The organism is Sphingomonas metalli (assembly GCF_014641735.1).
Classification (GTDB): domain Bacteria; phylum Pseudomonadota; class Alphaproteobacteria; order Sphingomonadales; family Sphingomonadaceae; genus Sphingomonas; species Sphingomonas metalli.
The window spans coordinates 436,249-458,090 of the sequence record NZ_BMIH01000002.1; the positions used below are offsets into that span (position 1 = coordinate 436,249).

Annotated in this window: 20 protein-coding genes and 2 tRNA genes; 17 read left to right on the top strand and 5 right to left on the bottom strand. The window is 70.2% G+C overall.

Features of this window, described 5'->3' with window-relative positions:
- The first annotated feature begins 5 nt into the window (after nt 1-5).
- A complete protein-coding gene (locus IEX18_RS08225; RefSeq protein WP_188658237.1) occupies nt 6-2,756 on the top strand; it encodes a TonB-dependent receptor domain-containing protein in 2,751 nt (916 codons plus the stop codon).
- A gap of 21 nt (nt 2,757-2,777) precedes the next feature.
- Here the strand turns inward: IEX18_RS08225 and IEX18_RS08230 are convergent, their stop codons facing one another.
- Nucleotides 2,778-3,260, bottom strand: coding sequence for a MarR family winged helix-turn-helix transcriptional regulator (locus IEX18_RS08230; RefSeq protein WP_188658238.1), 483 nt, complete (start codon nt 3,258-3,260; stop codon nt 2,778-2,780).
- A gap of 103 nt (nt 3,261-3,363) precedes the next feature.
- Between IEX18_RS08230 and IEX18_RS08235 the strand changes: the two genes are divergently transcribed.
- Genes IEX18_RS08235 through IEX18_RS08270 form a run of 8 tightly spaced genes read left to right on the top strand, consistent with a single transcriptional unit; the run spans nt 3,364 to nt 13,330 of the window.
- Nucleotides 3,364-3,906, top strand: a complete 543-nt coding sequence (locus tag IEX18_RS08235) for a TRAP transporter small permease subunit (protein ID WP_188658239.1) — start codon at nt 3,364-3,366, stop codon at nt 3,904-3,906.
- On the top strand, nt 3,903-5,207 hold the full coding sequence (locus IEX18_RS08240) for a TRAP transporter large permease (protein WP_188658240.1): 1,305 nt from the start codon (nt 3,903-3,905) through the stop codon (nt 5,205-5,207). The genes IEX18_RS08235 and IEX18_RS08240 overlap by 4 nt, the downstream gene beginning before the upstream one ends.
- A complete protein-coding gene (gene dctP / locus IEX18_RS08245; protein WP_229664449.1) occupies nt 5,204-6,280 on the top strand; it encodes a TRAP transporter substrate-binding protein DctP in 1,077 nt (358 codons plus the stop codon). Before IEX18_RS08240 ends, dctP begins: the two co-directional genes overlap by 4 nt.
- Complete coding sequence (locus IEX18_RS08250; RefSeq protein ID WP_188658241.1) at nt 6,273-7,526, top strand: CaiB/BaiF CoA transferase family protein; 1,254 nt, start codon at nt 6,273-6,275, stop codon at nt 7,524-7,526. Before dctP ends, IEX18_RS08250 begins: the two co-directional genes overlap by 8 nt.
- Complete coding sequence (locus tag IEX18_RS08255; protein WP_188658242.1) at nt 7,526-9,853, top strand: 2-hydroxyacyl-CoA dehydratase family protein; 2,328 nt, start codon at nt 7,526-7,528, stop codon at nt 9,851-9,853. The genes IEX18_RS08250 and IEX18_RS08255 overlap by 1 nt, the downstream gene beginning before the upstream one ends.
- A complete protein-coding gene (locus IEX18_RS08260) occupies nt 9,850-11,046 on the top strand; it encodes a CaiB/BaiF CoA transferase family protein (protein ID WP_188658243.1) in 1,197 nt (398 codons plus the stop codon). The genes IEX18_RS08255 and IEX18_RS08260 overlap by 4 nt, the downstream gene beginning before the upstream one ends.
- The gene (locus IEX18_RS08265) at nt 11,043-12,227 is read left to right on the top strand and encodes a CaiB/BaiF CoA transferase family protein (RefSeq protein ID WP_188658244.1); all 1,185 of its coding nucleotides are present in this window, start codon (nt 11,043-11,045) and stop codon (nt 12,225-12,227) included. The genes IEX18_RS08260 and IEX18_RS08265 overlap by 4 nt, the downstream gene beginning before the upstream one ends.
- On the top strand, nt 12,224-13,330 hold the full coding sequence (locus IEX18_RS08270; RefSeq protein WP_188658245.1) for a CapA family protein: 1,107 nt from the start codon (nt 12,224-12,226) through the stop codon (nt 13,328-13,330). The genes IEX18_RS08265 and IEX18_RS08270 overlap by 4 nt, the downstream gene beginning before the upstream one ends.
- A 266-nt stretch (nt 13,331-13,596) precedes the next feature.
- Here IEX18_RS08270 and IEX18_RS08275 read toward each other — a convergent pair.
- Together IEX18_RS08275 and IEX18_RS08280 are read right to left on the bottom strand one after the other, a co-directional pair.
- A tRNA-Ala gene (locus IEX18_RS08275) sits at nt 13,597-13,672 on the bottom strand.
- Between the two features lie 86 nt (nt 13,673-13,758).
- Nucleotides 13,759-14,082, bottom strand: a complete 324-nt coding sequence (locus IEX18_RS08280; RefSeq protein WP_188658246.1) for a TIGR02300 family protein — start codon at nt 14,080-14,082, stop codon at nt 13,759-13,761.
- A gap of 111 nt (nt 14,083-14,193) precedes the next feature.
- On the opposite strand from IEX18_RS08280, the gene aroA reads away from it, so the two are divergent.
- Entirely contained in the window at nt 14,194-15,534 is a 1,341-nt protein-coding gene (gene aroA, locus IEX18_RS08285; RefSeq protein ID WP_188658247.1) for a 3-phosphoshikimate 1-carboxyvinyltransferase, read from the top strand.
- Nucleotides 15,531-16,163 (top strand): (d)CMP kinase, encoded by a 633-nt coding sequence (gene cmk / locus IEX18_RS08290; RefSeq protein ID WP_188658248.1) that lies wholly within the window; start codon nt 15,531-15,533, stop codon nt 16,161-16,163. Before aroA ends, cmk begins: the two co-directional genes overlap by 4 nt.
- Before the next feature lie 155 nt (nt 16,164-16,318).
- On the opposite strand, the gene IEX18_RS08295 is transcribed toward cmk, so the two are convergent.
- Both IEX18_RS08295 and IEX18_RS08300 read right to left on the bottom strand, forming a co-directional pair.
- The gene (locus tag IEX18_RS08295; protein ID WP_188658249.1) at nt 16,319-16,609 is read right to left on the bottom strand and encodes a type II toxin-antitoxin system RelE/ParE family toxin; all 291 of its coding nucleotides are present in this window, start codon (nt 16,607-16,609) and stop codon (nt 16,319-16,321) included.
- 3 nt (nt 16,610-16,612) lie between these two features.
- On the bottom strand, nt 16,613-16,870 hold the full coding sequence (locus IEX18_RS08300; RefSeq protein ID WP_308419334.1) for a type II toxin-antitoxin system ParD family antitoxin: 258 nt from the start codon (nt 16,868-16,870) through the stop codon (nt 16,613-16,615).
- Nucleotides 16,871-17,127: 257 nt separating this feature from the next.
- Here IEX18_RS08300 and rpsA point away from each other — a divergent pair, with 257 nt between their 5' ends.
- The 6 genes from rpsA to IEX18_RS08330 all read left to right on the top strand — a co-directional run bounded on the left by rpsA (nt 17,128) and on the right by IEX18_RS08330 (nt 21,781).
- Nucleotides 17,128-18,837: a 30S ribosomal protein S1 gene (rpsA, locus tag IEX18_RS08305; RefSeq protein ID WP_188658250.1), complete on the top strand. Its 1,710-nt coding sequence runs from the start codon at nt 17,128-17,130 to the stop codon at nt 18,835-18,837.
- A 149-nt stretch (nt 18,838-18,986) separates the two neighbouring features.
- Nucleotides 18,987-19,271, top strand: a complete 285-nt coding sequence (gene ihfB, locus IEX18_RS08310; RefSeq protein ID WP_188658251.1) for an integration host factor subunit beta — start codon at nt 18,987-18,989, stop codon at nt 19,269-19,271.
- Between the two features lie 13 nt (nt 19,272-19,284).
- Nucleotides 19,285-19,608, top strand: a complete 324-nt coding sequence (locus IEX18_RS08315) for a DUF6968 family protein (protein ID WP_188658252.1) — start codon at nt 19,285-19,287, stop codon at nt 19,606-19,608.
- A gap of 228 nt (nt 19,609-19,836) precedes the next feature.
- A tRNA-Leu gene (locus IEX18_RS08320) sits at nt 19,837-19,920 on the top strand.
- A 65-nt stretch (nt 19,921-19,985) separates the two neighbouring features.
- The gene (locus IEX18_RS08325; protein WP_229664450.1) at nt 19,986-21,368 is read left to right on the top strand and encodes an ABC transporter substrate-binding protein; all 1,383 of its coding nucleotides are present in this window, start codon (nt 19,986-19,988) and stop codon (nt 21,366-21,368) included.
- 5 nt (nt 21,369-21,373) lie between these two features.
- On the top strand, nt 21,374-21,781 hold the full coding sequence (locus IEX18_RS08330) for a DUF4112 domain-containing protein (protein WP_188658253.1): 408 nt from the start codon (nt 21,374-21,376) through the stop codon (nt 21,779-21,781).
- The last annotated feature ends 61 nt before the right edge of the window (nt 21,782-21,842 follow it).

Below are 21,842 nucleotides of genomic sequence, written 5' to 3' on the forward strand. Positions count from 1 at the left end.
TGACCATGGACAGCCATCTTCGCCGCCGCCTGCTCCTCTCGACCAGCGCGCTGCTGGCCGTCATCCTTTCGGCCGGTGCCGCCGCCGCGCAGACCGATCCCGAGCCCGCCAGCTCGCAACAGGCGAGGCCCGACGCCCCCGCCTCGGTCCAGACGCCGGCGGCGACCGCCGGCCCGGTGACGGTGGGCGGCGAGGACGTGACCGATGCCGATATCGTCATCACCGGCAGCCGCATCCGCGGCGCCGCACCGGTGGGGTCGAGCGTGATCGCGATCGACCGCTCGGCGATCCAGGCGTCCGGCGCGGTGACGACCGACCGCCTGATCAAGGAGATCCCGCAGGTCTTCGACCTCGGCACTTCCGAAAACTCGCGCGGCCAGTCGGGCGGCAACAGCAACATTACCTTCGGCAACGCGATCAACATCCGCGGTATCGGCCCCTATGCCACGCTGACCATCCTCGACGGACACCGGGTGGTGAACAACAGCCGCTCGGTCGATCCCTCGATCATCCCGTCGCTGGGGCTGGAGCGGGTCGAGGTGGTCGCCGACGGTGCCTCGGCCGTCTATGGCTCGGACGCAATCGCTGGCGTCGTCAACCTGATCCCGCGCCGCAACCTCAACGGGATCGAGACGATCGCGCGGATGGGCGTGGCGCGCGACTTCCACGAGAGCCAGTTCGGCATCGCGGGCGGCAAGACCGGCGACTGGGGCCAGGTGATGGTCGCCTATGAGCATGTCTTCCGCAGCAACCTGTCGGGCGACGATCGCGACTTCTTCACCAGCGACCAGCGCCGCTTCGGCGGGCGCGACTTCCGCACCACCCAGTGCAATCCCGGCACGCTGACGGTCGGCGGGGTCAACTACGCGATCCCCGCGGGCGGCGTCACCGCCGCCAATGCCGCCGCGCTGGTGCCGAACACCGTCAATCGCTGCGAGGGCTTCACCGGGCAGGACCTGTTCCCGGAAACGCGCTACGACAGCGTCAACGCGACCTTCACCGTCCATCTGACCGACTGGCTGGATGCGTTCGGCGACGGCTATTTCTCCAACCGTCGCTTCCGCCGCAACAACGGCTATACCGGCGCGACGGTGACGGTACCGTCGACCAACGCCTTCTTCGTCCGCCCGGCCGGGACGACCGATGCGGAGTCGGTGCAAATCCGGCTCGACGAGCTGCCCAACAACATCTCCTTTGGCTCGACCCGCAGCTGGCAGGGCGCGGGCGGCCTGCGCGCCAAGTTCGGCAGCTGGGAGGTGCAGGGCCAGATCATCTACGGCCGCAACGACGATACGTCGAACACGCCCAACGGCATCAACACGCCTGCGCTGAACGCGGCGCTGGCGAGCAGCAACCCGGCCACCGCCTTCGACCCCTATGGCCTCGGCCGCACCTCCGCCGCGGTGCTGGCGGCGATCAACGACCAGGTGTTCAACGCGCCGACGCTCAACCGCTTCACCGGCGCGGAGGCGACGATCAACGGCACGCTGTTCGACCTGCCGGGCGGCGGGGTGAAGCTGGCCGCGGGCTATGAGCGGCAGGAGCTGGAGGTGGCGCTCGGCATCCAGCGCGGCGCGCCGTCGACGCCGCTCACCTTTCGCAACTATGCGCGCAAGGTGGATTCGGGCTATGCCGAGCTGTTCGTGCCGATCTTCGGCACCGGCAACGCCATTCCGGGCCTGCGCCGGCTCGAGCTGAGCGCGGCGGTCCGCTACGACAAGTACAGCGATGTCGGCGACACGACGAATCCCAAGTTCGGCATCAACTGGTCGCCCTTCCGCGGGCTGACGGTGCGCGGCAGCTACGGCACCTCGTTCCGCGCGCCGCTCTTCTCGCAGATCTACGGCAACAGCTCGAACATCTTCGTCCAGCCTTATGCCGATCCGACGCTGGGCGGCACGATCGTCCAGGGCGCGGCGCTGTCCGGCGGCAATACCGGGCTGCGGCCGGAGGAGGCGAAGACCTGGTCGGCGGGCGCGGACTGGGAGCCGACGCGCAACCTGCGGCTCAGCCTCACCTATTGGAACGTCAAATATACCGGGCAGGTCGACAGCTATCTGGGCGATCTGGCGATCCTGAGCCGCGAGGCGCAGTTCGCCGGGACCGGCGTGATCCTGCGCGGGGCGGACGCGGCGGCGCGGATCCGCGAGCTGCTCGCCTCCGGCATCACCGTCGCGCGCGGCGTGCTGCCCGCCAATCCGGTGCTGTTCATCGACGGCCGCACTCAGAATCTGGGCCGGTCGGAGACGAGCGGGATCGATCTGGTCGGCAGCTATACGCTGGAGACGGAGAAGGCGGGCATCTTCACGCTGAACGCCAACGCCACCTACCTGACGCGCTACCTGGCCGCGATCACGCCCAGCGGCACGCTGATCGACCGGCGCAATACCGTGTTCAATCCGCTGACCTTCAAGGGCCGGGGCAGCCTCAACTGGCTGTATGACGGGGTGAATACGCGGCTGACGGTCAACCATGTCGGCGGCTACGACAACAACACCTTGCCCAATAACGGGGTGCAGAAGGTGGACAGCTACACGACATTCGACCTGGGCGTGACCTTCAACATCGGCGATGCCGAGCCGCAGGGCTTCTTCGACGGCGGGTTCAGCCTGTCGTTCGACGCGCTCAACCTTTTCGACCGCAAGCCGCCCTTCCTCGACTTCGCGCCGACGGTGAACGGCAGCGGCGGCTATGACGCGACGGCGGCCAATCCGGTCGGGCGCGAGGTGGCGGTGACGCTGCGCAAGCGGTTCTGACCGGTGGACGAGCGGGCGGGATCAGCCGCGGAAACAGGCCTTGTAGACGCGGTCGAGGATCGCGGTCAGGAGCTTGCGATCCCCCTCGCCCAGGGCGTCGAGCACGTCGTGCTCGACCACCTCGAGCGCCGCGAACATCTCCGCCAGCCACGCCTCGCCCGCCTCGGTCGTGTAGAGCGCGTGGCGGCGGCGATCGGTGGGGGAGCGGCGGCGTTCCGCCCAGCCGCGCTGTTCCAGCTCGTCGACGACCATCACCGCCATGGATTTGTCGAGACCGACTTCGCGCGCCAGCATGATCTGCGACAGGCCTGGATTGGCCGAGATGATCGCGAGCGCGGAGAACAGCCCCTGCCGCAGCTGGTAGCGATCGGTGACCTGCGCGAATTCGCGCGAGAGCTGGTTCTGGATGCGGCGCAGCCGGAAACCGACGAAATCGCCCAGCCGGCCGAGCGCGATCTCGGCATCCGGTTCGGCGGACTGGGGCGCACGCAATGCTTCTTCCATCCCACCTCGCTAGCCGAAGCACCGCGCCAAGGGAATTCCGTAGAAGATACGGAAGATGGATTGTTGACTTACTCAACCTTTTCCGGTGAGTCGGACACTCTCTATGACGCATAGCTCCTTGCCCCCGCACGCCAAACCCGTCGACGCCCCACCGGTCGACGCCGATGTCGAGCCGGAGGCGGCGCGCCCGGTCCAGTCGCCGCTGGCGCGCGCGATGCTGGCGATCGGATCGGCCGGGTTGCTGGCGGCGATGGCGACCGATGCGCTGGCGGTGGCGGGGCGCCATGCCGGCATCCGGCTGCTCGGCGCGATCGAGGTGGTGCAGGCCTGCATCGTGCTGATCGCCACCACCGCAATCGTGCTGACGACGATCGTCGACGGCCATGCCCGCGTCCACATCCTGCTCGAACGCATGGCGCCGGCGCGCGCCGCGGCCTGGCTGCGCGGCGCCAATGCTTTGAGCGCGCTGGTCTTTCTGTGGCTGGCCGCGGGGTCGGCCTGGCTCGCCTCCGACCTGTGGAGCAGTTTCGAGCTGACCGAGATCCTGCACCTGCCGCTGCGCTGGCTGCGGCTCGCCTGGATCGTCGGGGCGCTCGCCACCGCGATCCTGTTCGCCCGCCGCGCGCTGAAGCGGATCCCGGCATGATCGCGCCCGAACTGATCGGCCTGATCGGCATCGCGGTGCTGCTCGCGCTGCTGGGCGTCGGCGTGCCGATCGGCATCGGCCTCGCGCTGGTCGGCGGGGTCGGGCTGACGGTGTTGCTGTCGCCCGAGGCGGCGCTGATCAAGGCCGGCGTCGTCACCTTCGACACCATTTCCCGCTACGAACTCGGCGTGCTGCCTTTGTTCGTGCTGATGGCGCATCTCTGCTTCGCCGCGGGCGCGAGCCGCGACTTTTTCGACGCCGCGGCGCGGTTCGTCGGGCATCGGCGCGGCGGCCTCGCCATGGCCTCGATCGGCGGCTGCGCCGGCTTCGGCGCGATCAGCGGGTCGAGCCTGGCGACGGTCGCCACCATCACCTCGGTCGCGCTGCCCGAGATGCGCAAGGCGAACTATGCCCCCGGCTTCGCCACCGGTGCGCTGGCGGCGGGCGGGACTTTGGGGTCGCTGGTGCCGCCATCGGGCGCACTGATCGTGTTCGGGATCATCGCCGAACAGTCGATCGGCAAGCTGTTCGCCGCCTCGATCATCCCCGGCCTGACCCAGGCATTGTTCTACATCGTCGCGATCGCGATCCTGTGCCGGCTGAAGCCCGAACTGGGGCCGCCGACCGTCCGCGCCCCGTGGCGGGAGCGGTGGCCGGCGCTGCGCGGCATCGCCGACGTCGCGCTGCTGATCGTGTTCGTGATCGGGGGGCTGTTCATCGGCTGGTTCACCCCGACCGAGGCGGCGTCGGTCGGATCGGTCGCGGCGCTGCTGCTGTGCTGGAAGCGCGGGCGGCTGACCCGCGCCGCGGTAGCGGGCGCGCTGGAGACGACGCTGCGCACCACCGGCATGATCTATATCGTGGTGATCGGCGCGATCCTGTTCGCGACCTTCATCAGCGCGACCGGGATCGCGGCGGCGCTGTCCGCCTGGGTCGCGAACCTTCACGCCGGGCCGACCGTGGCGATCGTCGCGATGGCGCTGGTGCTGCTGCTGCTCGGCTCGTTCCTCGACGGGCTGGCGCTGATGCTGCTGACCACGCCGATCTTCCTGCCGATCACGCACGATCTGGGCCTCAGCCCGATCTGGTTCGGCATCTTTCTGGTCCGCACCATGGAGATCGGCTTCGTCCACCCGCCGCTCGGCCTCAACGTCTATGTCATTCAGGGGATTGCGGGCGACATTCCGCTGGGCACGATCTTCCGCGGGATCATCCCCTTCCTGATCGCCGACTTCCTGCATCTGGCGCTGCTGATCGCGGTGCCGGCGCTGACCCTGTGGCTGCCGGGAGTGATGGCATGAGGATGCGCCGCCTGATCGCTGCGCTGCTCGCCTCCGCCCTGCTGGCCGGCTGCGGCCGCGCGCCGGTGCCCGCGGGGGTGACCGAGCTGACCTATGCCAGCCCCTATCCGCCCGGCCACCCGTTCAGCCGCGCCGATATCCGCTGGATGGCCTGGGTCGAGAAGGCGTCGGGCGGGCGCATCCGCATCAAGCCCTTCTGGGCGGGCGCGCTGCTGTCGAGCGACCAGAGCATGGCGGAGATCCGCCACGGCGTCGCCGATATCGGCCTGATCACCCCCATCTATACCCGCGGCGGCGCGCATGCGCAGCGGGCACAGGCCGGTTTCTATGGCGGCGTGCGCGACATGCCCGAGCAGATCGCGGTCTATCAGTGTATCGCGGCGCGCTTCCCGGCGCTGACCGACGAGCTGAAGGGGCTGCGCGTGCTGGCGATCCAGCCGGGCAATTTCCCCGGCATCGTCACCCGCAGCCGGCCTGTGCGCAGCCTCGACGACCTGAAGGGCCTGCGCCTGCGCGCACCCGCCGAGAATCTGGAGGTGCTGCGGGCGCTGGGCGCCGACCCGGTCGATATGCCGATGGCCGACGTCTATTCGGCGCTGGCCAAGGGCGTGATCGACGGCGTCGTCGCCCCCGCCGACACGCTGAAGAGCCTGCATTTCGCCGAGGTCGCGCGCTATTTCACGACGCTGAAGGTCAGCCGCGGCTCCTATCCCGCCCGGGCCATGGGCATGGCGCGCTGGAACGCGCTGCCGCTCGCCGATCGCCAGTTGCTCGCCGAGAGCGAACGGGCGTGGGAGGCGGCGCTGATCGATGAGATCAACACCGCCGAACAGGCCGGCATCCAGTTCGGCAAGACGCATGGCGTCACCTTCCTGCCCATCTCGCCCGCCGACCAGGCGCGGTTCGATGCCATGTACAACCGGAACGCCGCCCGCATCGCCCGCGCGCTGACCCGCTTCGGCGCGGACGGCACCCCGATCTTCACCGAGGCGCAGCGGCTGATCGCGGCCGATGCCAGCGGCGCGCCGCCGCCCTGCGCCTCCCCTGCTCCGGACCCTTCGACCCATGACTGATACCGCCGCCACCCCCGCCCGCCCGCTGGAGGGCCTACGCGTCATCGACCTGACGCGCGCGCTCGCCGGTCCCTATGCCACGCTGCTCCTCGCCGGGCTGGGCGCGCAGGTGATCAAGGTGGAGGATCCGCGCGGCGGCGATCTGGCGCGCGAGAACAGCCCCTATGTCGGGCGCAACGGCGTGACGGTCGAGCGCGCGTATGAGGACGATGTGTCGATCAGCCACCTGTCGCGCGCGCGCGGCAAGATGGGCGTGTCGCTGAACCTCAAGGCGCCGGGCGCGCGCGGGGTGTTCGAGGATCTGTGCCGCGGCGCCGATATCGTGGTGGAGAATTTCACCGCGGGCACCGCCGACCGGCTCGGCGTCGGCTATGAGGTCGCGCGCGCGGTGAACCCCGGGATCATCTACTGCTCGCTTTCCGGCTTCGGCGCGGATGCGCGCGACGGCGGCAAGGCGATGGACGTCATCATCCAGGCCTTGTCGGGTGCGATGTACACCAGCGGCGACCCCGACGCGCCGCCGGTGCGGATGGGCATACCGGTGGCGGACATGCTCGCCCCCGTCTTCGCGGTGATCGGCATCCTCGCCGCGCTGGAGCAGCGGCATCGGACGGGGACAGGCCAGCATGTCGACGTCTCGATGCTGGGCGCGCTGACGTCGTTCGTGGCGATCGAGAACTGGTCGGCGCTGGCGGCGGCGGGGATGCCGGCGCGCACCGGGCTGACCGTGCAGCGGCTGTCGCCCTTCGGCGTGTTCGAATGCGCCGACGGCTATGTCGCGGTGGTCGCGGTGCATGAGAAGCTGGCGCGCGGGCTGTTCGCGGCGATGGGCGCGCCCGAGCTGGGCGACGATCCGCGCTTCGCCAGCCGCGATGCGCGGGTCGCCAATGCGGTGGCTCTGGAGGCGCGGATCACCCAATGGTCGCGCACCAAGCCGACCGCCGAGGTGGTGCGGATGCTGGAGGCGGAGGGCGTGCCCGCCGCCCCCGTCCGCCATCCCGAAGAGGCGCTGAGCGACCCACGGGTGATGGCGCGGGCCGAGACGATGCCGATCGCGCATCCCCGCTATCCGCACCAGTCGGAGCTGCGCACCTCCGGCATCCCGATCCGCTTTTCGGAGGCGACGACCGGCTTCGACGCGGCGCTGCCGATCGCGATCGGCGAGCATAATGGCGACGTCTATCGCGACCTGCTGGGCTATGACGCGGAGCGACTGGCGGCGCTGGCCGAGGCGGGCGTGATCTGATGGACGCGCTGGCCGCCATCGCCGCCGCCTATGCCGATGCCGATGCGGTCGCCGCGCGTCTCGCGGCCGGCGGCGCGACGGTGGTGCGCACGGTCGGCAGCGACGCGCCGCTGACCTGGCTGCGCGCGGCAGGCCTTGCGCCGGTACGGCTGGCGCCCGTGGCGGGACCGGAGACGCCACGCGCCGATGCGGTGATGGGGCGCGCCCCCGCCCGGCGGCGCGCGCACCGGCTGATGGAGCGGCTGCTCGATCCGGCGCTGGCGGAGGTGCCGGTGCTGATCACCCGCGCCGATGCCGAACAGGCGCAGATCTTCGCGGCGCTGCGCGAACGGCTGCGGCTGGGCGAGGCCGCGCCGGGACGGCTGCACATGCTCGATCTCGTCCATCAGGACCGGCCGGCGGCGGCGGGCTATAATGCGGTGCGGCTGCGCCAGCTCGACGACTGGCTGGCAGCGCAGGGCGGCCGGGCAGTGACCGATGCCGCGCTGGCCGAGGCGGCGGCCACGGAGGCGGCGGTGATCGAAGCCATCCGCGCGCTGCTGCCGCGGCTTTCGGGGAGCGACCGGCTGCGGCTGATCGGCTGCACCGCGATCCTGCCGCCCGACGAACTTGCCGAGCTGGTCAGCGCGATCGCGCCACCGCCGGTCACGGGGCGACCGGTGTTCGTCACCGGCACCGCGCTGGAGGATGACGCCGTCTACGTGGCACTGGAGGCGGAGGGCCTGCGGATCGTCGGCGACGATCAGGACTGGGGCGAGCGGCGGCTGGTTGCACCGCCGGCGACGCGCGATGCCGCCGCGCTGCCGGCGTATTTCGCGCCGCTGTCCGCCCGCTGCCCGAGCGCCGATGCCGCTGCGGTCGCGCGCGCGGCGGTTGCAAGCGGCGCGGAGCAGGTGCTGCACCTCGCGGTCGATCATGACGAAGCCGCGCCCTGGGCGGCTGCGGCGCTGGAACGAGCGCTGGCGGATCGCCTGCCCTTCGAACAGCGCCGGGTCGGCTGGCACGCGCCGCCCGCCCCGCCCTCCACGAACCGCACCGCCCCGCCGCCGCCGCCGCGCAGCCGCAAGTCGCTCGAGTCGCTGGCCAGCTTCGGCAGCTATCAGCGGACCTGGTTCCAGGGGCTGCACGCAGAGGTGGCGGGCGGCGCGCCCTTCGCCATGGTCAACGCCAATGCCCCGCAGGAAATCCTGCGTGCGCTCGATATCCCCTTCGTCGTCAACCAATGGTGGGCGTCGATCGTCGCGGCCAAGCAGCAGACGCGGCGCTATCGCGACCTGCTGGCGGCGCACGGCCACCCGACCGATGTCGAAGCCTACAGCGCGCAAGGGCTGGCCGCCGCCTATGACGAGGATGAGGAGGCCGCGCCCTGGGGCGGGGTGCCGCGGCCGGACTTCGTCCATGCGGTGACGTCGAGCGACGCGACGCCGGGGATCTTCGATGCCTGGGCGACGGCGAGCGGGGCCAGCCCCTATCTCTATGCCCGCACCGTCGATCCGCGGCTGTCGATCCCGACCCGCTGGTGGGACGACCTGCCCGACGACTGGGATACGAAGCTGGAGCCGGAGCGGATCGACCTGCTCGTCGCCGAGCTGAAAGAGGTGATCGGCCGGCTGGAGGCGGCGACCGGGCGCACCTTCTCGCAGGAGCGGTTCGAGGCGGTGATGCACCGCGTCAACGAGCAGGAGGATTATTACCGGCGCACGCGCGACCTCATCGCGCGCACCGTGCCCGCGCCGATCAGCATCGTCGATTCGATGCCCGCGACGATGGTGCCGCAATGGCATCGCGGCACCGAATGGGCGCGCGACGCCGCTAAAGCTTTTTACGAGGAGGTCGCCGCGCGCGTCGCGGCCGGCGCGGGCGTGGTGGCGGAGGAGAAGGTGCGGCTGATGTGGGTCGGCCGCGGCCTGTGGAGCGAGACCGCCTTCTACCAGCGCTGGGAAGAGAGCCACGGCGCGGTGTTCGTCTGGTCGATGTATCTCGCGCTGGCGGCGGACGGCTATATCCGCCACTTCGACCGCGGGCGCGATCCGTTGCGGGCGCTGGCGGCGCGCTTCCTGACGATGGGCGACGAGCTGCGGATGCCGAGCTGGGCGGGTCCGTGGCATGTCCATGAAGCGCAGACGCACGCAATCGACGGCGCGGTGGCATTGTCCGACGCCGACCCCTTCGTCATCCGCGCGCTCACCGCGGCGGGCATCCCGGTGCTGGAGCTGGGCGTCGACAATTTCGCGATGGATGCCGACACGGCGGCGGCGCTGGAGCGGCGGATCACCGCCTTCATCGAGGGGCCGGCCGGCGCGCGGGCGGCGGAGCGGCGGGCATGACCGGGCCGCTTTCCGGGCTGCGCGTGCTCGATTTCACGCGCTTCCTGCCGGGCGCCTATACGGGCTGGATCGCGGGCGACATGGGCGCGGACGTGATCCGGGTGGAGAATCCGCGCGAGTTGGCCAAGCACGCGCGCATGTTCGGGCACGATCCGGACGATGCCGGCGACGCAGCGCGGCTGCGGCGCGCGCGGCCCTCCTATTGGCGCAACCGCCGCTCGATCGTGCTCGATCCCGGCCATCCCGCGGCGCGGCCGTTGCTGGAGACGCTGGTCGCCTCTGCCGACATCCTGGTCGAGGATTACCGGCCCGGCGTGATGGCGGCGATGGGGCTGGGCCAGCCCGCGCTCGCCGCGATCAACCCGAGGCTGATCTATGCCTCGGTCTCGTTCGCCGGGCAGGACGGGCCGCTCGCGGGGCGCGCCGGCCACGACCCGGCGGCGCTGGCGCTGGCGGGCGCGCTGTCGCGGCTGAACGGGCTGCCGCAGCCGAGCCTGCCGGGCGTGCAGGTCGCCGATGTGCTGGCCGGGGCGCACGCCGCGATCGCGGTGCTGGTCGCGCTGCAGGAGCGGGAGCGGACGGGATTTGGCCGCCATGTCGATGTGGCGATGACCGACGCGGCCATGCCCTTGATCGCGGTCGCGCTGGGCCGCGCCGCGCCCGACGACATTCCGCCGCCCGACGGGGGCTGGCATCCCAAGGGCGGGGTGTGGGAATGCGGCGACGGGCTGTGGCTCTGCACCACCGATATGGAGCCGCGCTACTGGCAGCGTTTCTGCGCGGCGGTCGACCGGCCCGACTATGCCGCGCGCCAGTTCGACACCGAGGCGCATCCCGCGATCGAGGCCGATCTGCGCGCGCTGTTCCGCACACGCCCGCGCGCCGCATGGCTCGCGCTGCTGGAAGCGGCGGACACGCAGGCGATGCCGGTGCTGACCCCGGCCGAGGCGCTGCGCCATCCCCATGCCGAGGCAAGGGGCATGCATGTGACGCTGCCGGTCGGCACCGGCACGGTCGAGCAGATCGGCACCCCCTTCCGCCTGTCCGGCGCGGCCCCGCCCGAGCATCGCCCGGCGGGACTGCCGGGGGCGGAGCGCGACGCGATCCTGGGCGAACTCGGCTTCGATGCGGAAGCGATCGCGGCGCTGGCCGCGGCGGGCGCGTTCAGCGGCGTGCGGGAGGCGTCGGCATGAACGCGCTCGACGGGCTCTATGTCGTCGATCTCAGCCATGCGATCGCCGGGCCGACCTGCACCAACATGCTGGTCGAACTGGGCGCGACGGTGGTCAAGGTCGAGCCGCCACGGGTCGGCGACGGGTTTCGCCACTATACCGAACATGGCGGCGAGCCGTTGCTCAGCATCCCCTTCGCCTCGATCAACGCGGGCAAGCGGTCGGTCGCGATCGATCTGAAGACGCCGGCAGGAGTCGCGATCCTGTGGCAGCTGATCGAGCGGGCCGACGTGCTGGTCGAGAATTTCCGGCCGGGCGTGCTCGACCGGCTCGGCCTGTCCTATGCCGCCATTCAGGCGCGCAACCCGCGGCTGGTGATGGTGTCGATCACCGGCTTCGGCCAGGCGGGGCCGCTCGCCGATCGCGGCGCGTACGACCATATCGCCCAGGCCATGTCGGGCATCGCGCTGCTCAATGCCGGGCCGGATGGGCCGCAGAAGATCGGGATGCCGATCATCGACAGCTTCACCGGCTATCTGGCGACGATCGGGCTGCTCGCGGCGCTGCGCCGGCGCGATGCGACCGGCGTGGGCGAGCATGTCGACGTGGCGATGCTCGATGCCGCGCTGAAGCTGGTCAACACCACCGTCTCGGTCCATTCCTATACCGGCAGGACGCCGGGGGGCACGGGCAACAAGGGTTTCCGGCTGGTCGCCACCTCCGAATTCTATCCCACGGGTGAAGGCTGGATCGCGCTGGGCGCGAACAACCAGCCACAGGTCGAGACGCTGCTGCGGGTGCTGGGGCATCCCGAGCTGATCACCGATCCCCGCTTCGCCAGCCATCAGGCGCGGGTCGATCATTATGCCGAGGTGCGCGCCTGGCTGACCGAAGCGCTGTCGCACTGGCGCGCGGCCGATCTGGAAGCGGCGCTGGCCGCGGCGCGGGTGCCGGTGGCGATGCTGCGCGAGGTGGGCGAGATCGCACAGCATCCGCATATCGCCGAACGCGGCACGCTCCATTCGGTCGAGCTGCCCGGCTGGGACCGGGAGCTGGCGGTGGTCGGCGCGGGCTTCGCGACCGAGCCTCAGCCGATGGCGGCGGTTCCGGTGCTGGGGGCGGACACCGATGCGGTGCTGGCGACGCTGGGGATCGATGCGGAGGCGCGGGCGCAGCTACGCGCGGAAGGCGCGATCGGGTGAGCGCGCTCGACATATTGCTGCTCGGCGACATCATCCTCGACGTGCCGGAGCCCGATCACTGGCTGGGCGGGATCGCACCGGTCACGCAGCGCGCGGATCTGGCGATAGGGCATCTGGAGGTGCCGCACACGCGCGGCGGGCAGGAAATGGAGGGCGACGTGCCCGCACCGGGCGCCGATCCGGATCATCTCGCCGCACTGGCAAGGGCGAACATCACCCTTCTGTCCATGGCGGGCAACCATATCGCCGATCGCGGGGCGGAGGGGATCGCCGACACGGTCGCCGAGCTCGACCGGCTGGGCATCGCCCATGCCGGTGCGGGCGCGACGCTGGCGGCGGCGCTGCAACCGGCGATCGTGACGCGAGGCGGACGGCGGGTGGCGCTGCTGAGCTTCAACTGCGTGGGACCGGAGCTCGCCTGGGCGACCGGAACCCTAGCGGGCTGCGCCTATGTCCGCACGCTCGCCGCCGATGGCGGGCCGGCGCGTCCTCAGGCCGACCTCATTGCGGCCGACCCCGTTTCGGTCGCGACGATGCAGGACGCGATCCGGGCGGTGCGCGACGCGGCGGATGTGGTGCTGGTGGCGCTACACAAGGGAATTACCCATCGCCCGGCGACGCTCGCGCCCTATGAGCGGCCGGTCGCGCAGGCCGCGATCGAGGCGGGCGCGGACGCGGTGCTGGGGCATCATGCGCATATCGTGCAGGGGATCGAGCTGTATCGTGGGCGACCGATCTTCCACGGCCTGGGCAATGGCTGCGTCGTCACCAACGCGCTCAGCCCCGGTCAGGACCACGCCGCGCGCGCAGAATGGGTCGAGCGCCGCAAGAGGATGTTCGGGTTTGAGCCCGACCCCGCCTATACGCTCGCGCCCTTCCACCCCGAGGCGGTGAACGGCATGATCGGGCGGCTGCGCATCGGCGCGGAGGGCCGCGTCGAGGCCGGCTTCCTGCCGATGTGGAGCGCCCCGCCCGGGCGGCCGGAACCCGCAGGGCCCGAGCGGTTCGCGGCGACCGCGGACTATATCGACAGGGCGGGCGTGAAAGCGGGGTTGCCACCGCTGGCGATGGACGTGCGCGAGGGTTGGGTGTGGCTGACGTGAGACGGTCGCGCCGAGCGTGTCGAAGCACCGCGCCGTGCCTCGCCCGGACGTAATGAAAGCCTGACGGCTTGAACTTCAGCCGTCGCCCCAGCGCAGGCTGGGGCCTCCTGCGGCTCTTGCCACGCGCCATAATCCGAAGATCCCAGCTTTCGCTGGAATGACGTTGATGATGCCCGGTTTGCAGAGAGCCTGAACCCGACCCGCAGCAAGGAGGTCGCTCGAAGCGCTTCGGGAGCGCCGCGCCCTTTGCGGGACGATCAGGATAATGGTGGAGCCGAGGGGGATCGAACCCCTGACCTTCGCAATGCCATTGCGACGCTCTCCCAGCTGAGCTACGGCCCCATTCCCTGCGGGAGGCGGCCTCCTAGCGGGCCGCTTCGGGCTTGGCAAGCGGCGTTTTCATGCCGCCTGCCGAGCCCTTCGCGAAATCAATGTTCGTCGTCTTCGTTGGGCGCTTCCACGCCCAGATCGTCGTCGCCGCCCAGATCGACCTCGTCGTCCGCCGAGGGCTCCTCGTCGTCGCCGGCGATCGCCTCCAGATCCTCGTCGTCACCCTCCAGATCCTGGTCGGGCTTCTGCTGGTCGGGCTTGGCCACCTCGAAGGGCAGCGGCTGCTTCGACTTCAGGATCGGTTCCGGCTCCCAGGCATAGCCGCAGGCGATGCAGGTGACCGGCTCGTCCTTGGTCAGGTCGTAGAAGCGCGTCGCGCATTTCGGGCACGTGCGCTTCGTGCCCCATTCCGGCTTGATCATGCCGTGTCGTGCCTTTCGGAATTGGGATTCGCGCGGCAAAGCCATGCCTCGCCCCGTGAAAGTGGGGCGCGCCTTGCCATACGACAACCCGGCTGTCAAAGCGCAGCGCCGATGAGCCATCACGCCCCCGCCCAGCCCCTGACCGTCTCCGCCCGCGGCGCGCTGCGCGGCCGCATCACCGTGCCCGGCGACAAGTCGATCAGCCACCGTTCGCTGATGCTCTCCGCGCTGGCCGTGGGCGAGAGCCGGATCGAGGGGCTGCTGGAGGGCGAGGACGTGCTCGCCACCGCCGCCGCGATGCGCGCGATGGGCGCGACGATCGAGCGGGATGCGGACGGGGTGTGGCGGGTCCATGGCGTCGGCGTGGGCGGGCTGCTCCAGCCGGCCCAGGCGCTCGATATGGGCAATTCGGGCACCTCCACCCGCCTCCTGATGGGGCTGGTGGCGAGCCATCCGATCACCGCGACGTTCGTGGGCGACGCATCGCTGTCGGGACGGCCGATGGGGCGGGTGATCGAGCCGCTGGCGCGGATGGGTGCGGACGTCACCGCCTCGCCCGGCGGCAAGCTGCCGCTGATGCTGCGCGGGATCAGCCCGGCGGTGCCGATCACCTATACGCTGCCGGTCGCCTCCGCCCAGGTGAAGTCGGCGATCCTGCTGGCGGGGCTCAACACGCCGGGCATCACCCGCGTGATCGAGCCGGTGCCGACCCGCGACCATTCGGAGCGGATGCTGGCGGGCTTCGGCGCGGCGCTGTCGGTCGAGGACACGGCCGAGGGCAAGGTGATTGCGATCCGCGGCGAGGCGGAGCTGCGCCCACAGGCGATCGTGGTGCCCGGCGATCCCTCGTCGGCCGCTTTCTGGCTGGTCGCCGCCTCGGTGGTGCCGGGATCGGACATCGTCGTCGGCAATGTCGGGCTGAATCCGACTCGCACCGGGCTGATCACCGCGCTCAGGATGATGGGGGCGGACATCACGGAGGAGGATGCGCGGATCGTGGGCGGCGAGCCGGTCGCGGACCTGCGCGTCCGCCACGCGCCGCTCCGCGCGATCGAGGTGCCGGCGGACCTCGCCCCGAGCATGATCGACGAATATCCGGTGCTGTTCGTCGCCGCCGCCTTTGCCGAGGGGCGGACGGTCGCGCGCGGCGCGCATGAGCTGCGGGTGAAGGAGTCGGACCGGATCGCGACCATGGCCGCGGCGCTCGGCGCGTGCGGCGTGGCGGTGGAGGAGCATGAGGACGGGATGACCGTGACCGGCTCCGGCGGCGAGGCGATCCCGGGCGGGGCGACGATCGCCTCGAAGCTCGACCACCGGATCGCGATGAGCATGACCGTGGCGGCCCTCCACGCACGCCGGCCGGTGACGATCGACGATGCCGCACCGGTCGCGACGAGCTATCCGACCTTCTTCGCCTCGCTCGACGCGCTGACCGGCGGGGCGCCGGCGTGATCATCGCGGTCGACGGGCCCGCCGCGAGCGGCAAGGGCACGATCGCGCGCGCGCTGGCGAAGCATTACGGGCTGCCGCATCTCGATACCGGCCTGCTCTATCGCGCGGTGGCGCTGACGGTGATGCGTCTCGGCCTCGACCCGGCGGTGGAGGCCGACGCGGTGGCGGCGTGCGACTTCGACGACCGGCTCCTGGCCGAGGCGGAGTTGCGCAGCGACCCGGTCGGGCAGGTCGCCTCGATCGTGTCGGCGCATCCGCTGGTGCGTGCCTCGCTCCTCCAGCGGCAGCGGCGCTTCGCCGGGCAGCCGGGCGGCGCGGTGCTCGACGGACGCGACATCGGGACGGTGATCGCCCCGCAGGCCGACGCCAAGCTGTTCGTCAAGGCGAGCGCGCAGGTCCGCGCCCGGCGGCGCTACGCGGAGCTGCACGCGGCCGATCCCTCGCTCGGTTTCGACAAGGTGCTGGCCGACATCCGCGCCCGCGACGCGCGCGACTCGGGCCGGGCGACCGCGCCGCTGGCCCAGGCCCCGGATGCCGCGCCGCTGGATACGAGCGCGCTGAGCATCGAGGCAGCGATCGCACGGGCGATCGAGATCGTCGAGGCGCAACGGCGACGGGGCGGGCGGTAGGGGCGGCTCTGGGGGGCCGGCTGCTGCCCGCCCGCTACCTCCCGTTCGTGCTGAGCGAAGTCGAAGCAGTGTACTTTTGCCTCAAGGGCTAGCGCTGGCGGCGGGAAGAGCAGTGCTTCAACACTCTCAACACGGATGGAAAGGATGACCCCGCCCTAATCATCCATCCAGTCCGCCCGCGCGTGCGGTATGCGGAGGATGACGATGCCGTCGTCCTCAATCTCATAGACGATGAGGTGCGCGCGAAACGGGTGCGCGCGGACCGGCCGGTCGAGTTCATGCCGCAATCGCGCTGCTCGGGGAAACTCCGCCAGAAAACGGGCCGTATCGAGCAGCCCGGTGAGATAGGCTTCGCTCTGATCGAAACCGAAACGGTCGACGCCCGACCAGTATAGGTCCTCCAGATCCGCCGATGCCCGACGGGCGAGCCGGAACTTCGCTGCCATCGATTACGCCCGCTTGCTGCGAATATCCGCCATGATCTCGTCGATCGAGCGCGGGTCGATCCCGCTCGCCCGCGCCTCGTCGACCATCGTCTGCATCGCGGCGATCTTCTCCGCGCGCACCTGTTCGCGGCGGATGAGGTCGCGGACGACGTCGCTGGAATTGGCGTAGCGGCCTGTTTCGGCCTGCGCCTCGACCCAGGCCTTCATCGCGTCGGGGAGGGAAATGTTCATCGTCGCCATGGCCGCGATCCTGTGGATCATGGCAAGGATTGTCAACTTGTCTCCGCCACGCTTTTGGTGTACCGCGCCGCCGTCCGTCGAGCCACAAGCGTTCGCGGAAAGGCGTGGCGCGCAGGGGCTGTCCCTCGCGCCTTTTCGCATATGTGCGATTCCCGCCCTCCGCGACGCCGGATCGATGGATGCCGCGACCGGCATGGGGTCGCCGCGGCGTTTTCAGCCAAGACCAGCGGAGCCAACCGCTTGGCCGGAAACAACACACGATAGGACACTCTAACCCTATGGCTACCCAAGCCCCTACCCGCGACGATTTCGCGGCGATGCTCGATGACATGTTCGGCGGCGCCGACAGCTTCGAGGGACGCGTGGTGCACGGCACCGTCACTGCGATCGAGAACGACATGGCCGTGATCGACGTCGGCCTGAAGTCGGAGGGCCGCGTGCCGCTCCGCGAATTCGCCCCCGCCCCCGGCCAGAAGGCCGAGCTGAAGGTCGGCGACGAGGTCGAGGTCTATGTCGACCGCGTCGAGAACATGCATGGCGAGGCGATGCTGAGCCGCGACCGCGCCCGCCGCGAGGCCGCGTGGGACAAGCTCGAGCTCGAATTCTCCAAGTCGGCCCGTGTCGAGGGCACGATCTTCGGCCGCGTCAAGGGCGGCTTCACCGTCGACCTGTCGGGCGCCGTGGCGTTCCTGCCGGGCAGCCAGGTGGACATCCGCCCGGTGCGCGACGTCACCCCGCTGATGGACATCCCGCAGCCGTTCCAGATCCTGAAGATGGACCGCAAGCGCGGCAACATCGTCGTCAGCCGCCGCGCCGTGCTGGAAGAGACCCGCGCCGAGCAGCGTTCGGGCCTGATCCAGTCGCTGCACGAGGGCCAGATCATCGACGGCGTCGTCAAGAACATCACCGATTACGGTGCGTTCGTCGACCTGGGCGGCATCGACGGCCTGCTCCACGTCACCGACCTGTCGTACAAGCGCGTCAATCATCCCTCGGAGATGATCGCGATCGGCGACACCGTGCGCGTCCAGATCATCCGCATCAACAAGGACACGCAGCGCATCTCGCTGGGCATGAAGCAGCTCGAGAGCGATCCGTGGGACGGCGCGAGCGTCAAGTATCCGGTCGGCGCCAAGCTGTCGGGCCGGGTCACGAACATCACCGAATATGGTGCGTTCGTCGAGCTGGAGCCGGGCATCGAGGGCCTCGTCCACGTCTCGGAAATGTCCTGGACCAAGAAGAACGTCCATCCGGGCAAGATCGTGTCGACCAGCCAGGAAGTCGATGTCGTCGTGCTCGAGGTCGATCAGGACAAGCGCCGCATCTCGCTGGGCCTGAAGCAGGCGCAGGCCAATCCGTGGGAAGCGTTCGCCGCCGCCCATCCGATCGGCTCGACCGTCGAGGGCGAGGTCAAGAACGCGACCGAATTCGGTCTGTTCATCGGCCTGGACAACGACGTCGACGGCATGGTCCACATGTCCGACATCGCCTGGGGCGTGTCGGGTGAGGACGCGCTGGCGCTGCATCGCAAGGGCGAGACCGTCCAGGCGGTGGTGCTCGACATCGATCCGGAGAAGGAGCGCATCAGCCTCGGCATGAAGCAGCTCGAGCGCGGCGGCCCCGTCTCGGCGGGTGCGGGCGACAAGCTGGGCAAGAACCAGGTCGTCACCGTCACCGTTCTCGAAGTCCGCGACGCGGGCCTCGAGGTGCAGCAGGGCGACGATGGCGCGACCGGCTTCATCAAGCGCACCGATCTCGGCCGCGACCGCGACGAGCAGCGTCCGGAGCGTTTCCAGGTCGGCCAGAAGTTCGACGCGATGGTCACCGGCTTCGACCGGTCGAAGAAGCCGACCTTCTCGGTCAAGGCGATGCAGATCGCCGAAGAGAAGCAGGCGGTCGCGCAATATGGTTCGTCCGACTCGGGCGCGTCGCTGGGCGATATTCTGGGCGCGGCGCTGAAGGCGCAGAACGACCAGTCCAAGAAGTAACGCAGGTTTGGTACCGGAAGGACTTCCTTCCGGTACCTCACCATCAAATTACTTATATTTCACAATTTTTCCGCTGTCTGGTAACGATAGCAAAAGTTGACCTGCATCAACTTTAGGCCCATCACGACTTCTCGAAGGGGAATAAGGTCGTGATTCGCTCTGAACTGGTCCAACGCATTTCCAGCCACCACCCTGCGCTCAGCGCCCGGGAAGTCGAGACGATCGTCTCGACCTTTTTCGACGAGATCACCGAACAACTCGCGCGCAACGGCCGCGTCGAGATCCGCGGCTTCGGCGCCTTCTCGACACGCGGTCGCGATGCCCGCACGGGCCGCAACCCGCGCACCGGCCAGTCGGTCGAGGTCGACGCCAAGCGCGTCCCCTATTTCAAGCCCGGCAAGGAAATGCGCACCCGCCTGACCTGCGAGGGTTGAGGCCCGCGTTCCGGTGGCCGGTACGGGTGCCCTGCCCTTTGTCGAGCGCGTATTCGAGTTCGACGGCGGCACCCTGCCGGTTCGCTTCCATACTCCGGTCCTACAGCCGGGTGGCGAATTTCGGTGTTACTATTGCATCGAATGGCCGCATGGCGCGAAGTGGAAGCATGCCTGCGGACTGGATGGATTACAGGCGCTGATACTGGCGATGCGATCAGTTCATACGCTGCTGATCGCACATGACTTGTACTCGGCAGGCCTGCTTACCTGGTGCGACAGCGCCGATCTCGACCTTCCGCCCGCATGGCCGCCCTACGAGCCACCGTCGTCTGATTGATTGGCGCGGCGTCAGAGGCCGCTCCAATCGGCGGTAGTCGTCGCCCCGGCAGGCTCGGGGCTGATGCGGCTTCGGCCCAGCGCCACGACCAAGAGATTCCGGCATTCGCTGGGATGACGACCAGTGTGGTCTGGATGGATCGCCGCCCAAGCCACGAACGCTCGCGGCGCCGAAGATCACGCCCCGCCCTTGACGCTCCCCAGCCGTTCGGCTTTGCCCGCAGGGTGCGCGGACGTGGCGAAATCGGTAGACGCTGCCGACTTAAAATCGGCTTCCTTCGGAGTACGGGTTCGAGTCCCGTCGTCCGCACCAGCCTCGCCGCGCTGACCCTGCTCGCGGCGGGCTGCGATCGCCGCAGCGACTCAGGCCCGGTGGTGGTGAGCGCGATCGGCGAGCGGCCGGCGCCGGACTGGACCGACCCGACCCGGCTGGCGCTGCGCCCCGTGCCCGCCGACCTTCCCGCGCGGCTGCTGCTCGACGCGACGGCGCAGGGGCTGGTCCGCTTCGATGCCGCCGGGCAGATCGAGCCGGGGCTGGCCGAGCGCTGGACGGTGCTCGACGGCGGCGGCAGCTATATCTTTCGCCTGCGCGAGGCCTATTGGCAGGGGGGCACCCGCGTCACCGCGGAGCAGGTGGTGCGGCTGCTGCGCCATCGCCTGTCGCCGCGGGCGCGCAATCCGCTCGCGCCCTTCCTGACGGCGATCGACGAGATCGTCATCATGACCCCGCAGGTCATCGAGATCCGCCTGCACCGGCCGCGTCTTGATCTGCTCAAGCTGTTCGCCCAACCGGAGATGACGCTGGTCCGCCCGGCGCCGGCCGGCGGCAGCGGGCCGCTGCGCGTCGCGACCGGCGGCAGGATGCCGTCGCTGCGCCCGGCCTTCGATCCCAATCGCGCCGATCCCGGGGACCAGCGCCTGGTCCAACCCGAAGAGACGGTGCAGCTGATCGCCGAGCCAGCGGCCCGCGCGATCGTGCGCTTCGTGCAGCGCCGCTCCGATCTGGTCAGCGGCGGGCGGTTCGCCGACTGGCCGCTGGTGGTCGTCGCCGACCTGCCGCGGACCGCGGTGCGTCTCGATCCCGCGGCAGGCCTGTTCGGCCTGGCGATCGTGCGGCGCGACGGCTTCCTCGCCGATCCCGCCAATCGCCGCGCGCTGTCGGAGGCGATCGACCGCGAGGCGCTGGTCGCCGCGATCGCCCCGAACTGGGCCGGCGCCGACCGCATCCTGCCCGAGGCGCTGGATTCGGGTGCGCCGCCGCAGGTGCCCGACTGGTCGTTGCTGACGCTCGACCAGCGACGGGCGGCGGCGCGGGCGCGGGTGGCGGCGTGGCGCGAGCCGGTGCGGCTGCGCATCGCCCTGCCGCCGGGTCCGGGATCGACGCTGCTCCACGCGCAGCTCGCCGCCTCGCTGGCGAGCATCGGGATCGTGCTCGAGCGGGTCGCGCCGGAGGCCGCGGCGGAACTGACGCTCGTCGACTCCGTCGCCCCCTATGACAGTGCGCGCTGGTACCTGGCGACCGCCTGCCTCGCCTGCGGGCCCGAGGCGCAGGCCGCGCTGGAGGCGGCACGACTGGCGCCGACCCCGGCGGATCGCGCGGCGCGGATCGCCGAGGCAGATGCCGCAATGGCCGGGGATGCGGGCTTCATCCCGCTCGCCCGCCCCTTTCGCTGGTCGCTGGTCGCGCCGCGGCTGGCCGCGTGGCAGGCGAACGCCCGCGCGTGGCATCCATTGAACAGGCTGCGCCCCGACGCCATCTAACCGGCATGGAACGCACCATGTCGCAGCTCGATCGCCTGCCCCTCGCCCGCGATCCCGCCGCCGTCCGCCGCCGCGTCGAGGCGCTGGAGCGGGTATTGGAGCGCAGCTTCACCGTGCCGGGGATCAACCGGCCGGTCGGGCTCGACTTCGTGCTCGGCCTCATCCCGGTGGTCGGCGACGTCGCCGCCGCGGCGCTGGGCAGCTGGATCGTGTGGGAGGCGCGCAACCTCGGCATGTCCAAGTTCCAGCTGGCACGGATGGCCGGCAATGTCGGGTTCGACATGCTGCTGGGGCTGGTGCCGTTCGTCGGCGACGCGGCGGACTTCTTCTTCCGCTCGAACAGCCGCAACCTGCGCATCATCCGCAAGCATCTTGACAGGCATCATCCCGGGACCGTGACCGTCGCGGGGTGAGCGGGGGCTGGGCGGCGCCGGTTCAGCTGGAGCTGGATGACATAGCGCTCACCCGTTCGTG

Bases quoted from the DNA above. Each gene is read 5' to 3' on its own strand.
- IEX18_RS08225 (WP_188658237.1), top strand. From the start codon at position 6: ATGGACAGCCATCTTCGCCGCCGCCTGCTCCTCTCGACCAGCGCGCTG.
- IEX18_RS08230 (WP_188658238.1), bottom strand. From the start codon at position 3,260: ATGGAAGAAGCATTGCGTGCGCCCCAGTCCGCCGAACCGGATGCCGAG.
- IEX18_RS08235 (WP_188658239.1), top strand. From the start codon at position 3,364: ATGACGCATAGCTCCTTGCCCCCGCACGCCAAACCCGTCGACGCCCCA.
- IEX18_RS08240 (WP_188658240.1), top strand. From the start codon at position 3,903: ATGATCGCGCCCGAACTGATCGGCCTGATCGGCATCGCGGTGCTGCTC.
- dctP (WP_229664449.1), top strand. From the start codon at position 5,204: ATGAGGATGCGCCGCCTGATCGCTGCGCTGCTCGCCTCCGCCCTGCTG.
- IEX18_RS08250 (WP_188658241.1), top strand. From the start codon at position 6,273: ATGACTGATACCGCCGCCACCCCCGCCCGCCCGCTGGAGGGCCTACGC.
- IEX18_RS08255 (WP_188658242.1), top strand. From the start codon at position 7,526: ATGGACGCGCTGGCCGCCATCGCCGCCGCCTATGCCGATGCCGATGCG.
- IEX18_RS08260 (WP_188658243.1), top strand. From the start codon at position 9,850: ATGACCGGGCCGCTTTCCGGGCTGCGCGTGCTCGATTTCACGCGCTTC.
- IEX18_RS08265 (WP_188658244.1), top strand. From the start codon at position 11,043: ATGAACGCGCTCGACGGGCTCTATGTCGTCGATCTCAGCCATGCGATC.
- IEX18_RS08280 (WP_188658246.1), bottom strand. From the start codon at position 14,082: ATGATCAAGCCGGAATGGGGCACGAAGCGCACGTGCCCGAAATGCGCG.
- aroA (WP_188658247.1), top strand. From the start codon at position 14,194: ATGAGCCATCACGCCCCCGCCCAGCCCCTGACCGTCTCCGCCCGCGGC.
- IEX18_RS08295 (WP_188658249.1), bottom strand. From the start codon at position 16,609: ATGGCAGCGAAGTTCCGGCTCGCCCGTCGGGCATCGGCGGATCTGGAG.
- IEX18_RS08300 (WP_308419334.1), bottom strand. From the start codon at position 16,870: ATGATCCACAGGATCGCGGCCATGGCGACGATGAACATTTCCCTCCCC.
- rpsA (WP_188658250.1), top strand. From the start codon at position 17,128: ATGGCTACCCAAGCCCCTACCCGCGACGATTTCGCGGCGATGCTCGAT.
- IEX18_RS08330 (WP_188658253.1), top strand. From the start codon at position 21,374: ATGGAACGCACCATGTCGCAGCTCGATCGCCTGCCCCTCGCCCGCGAT.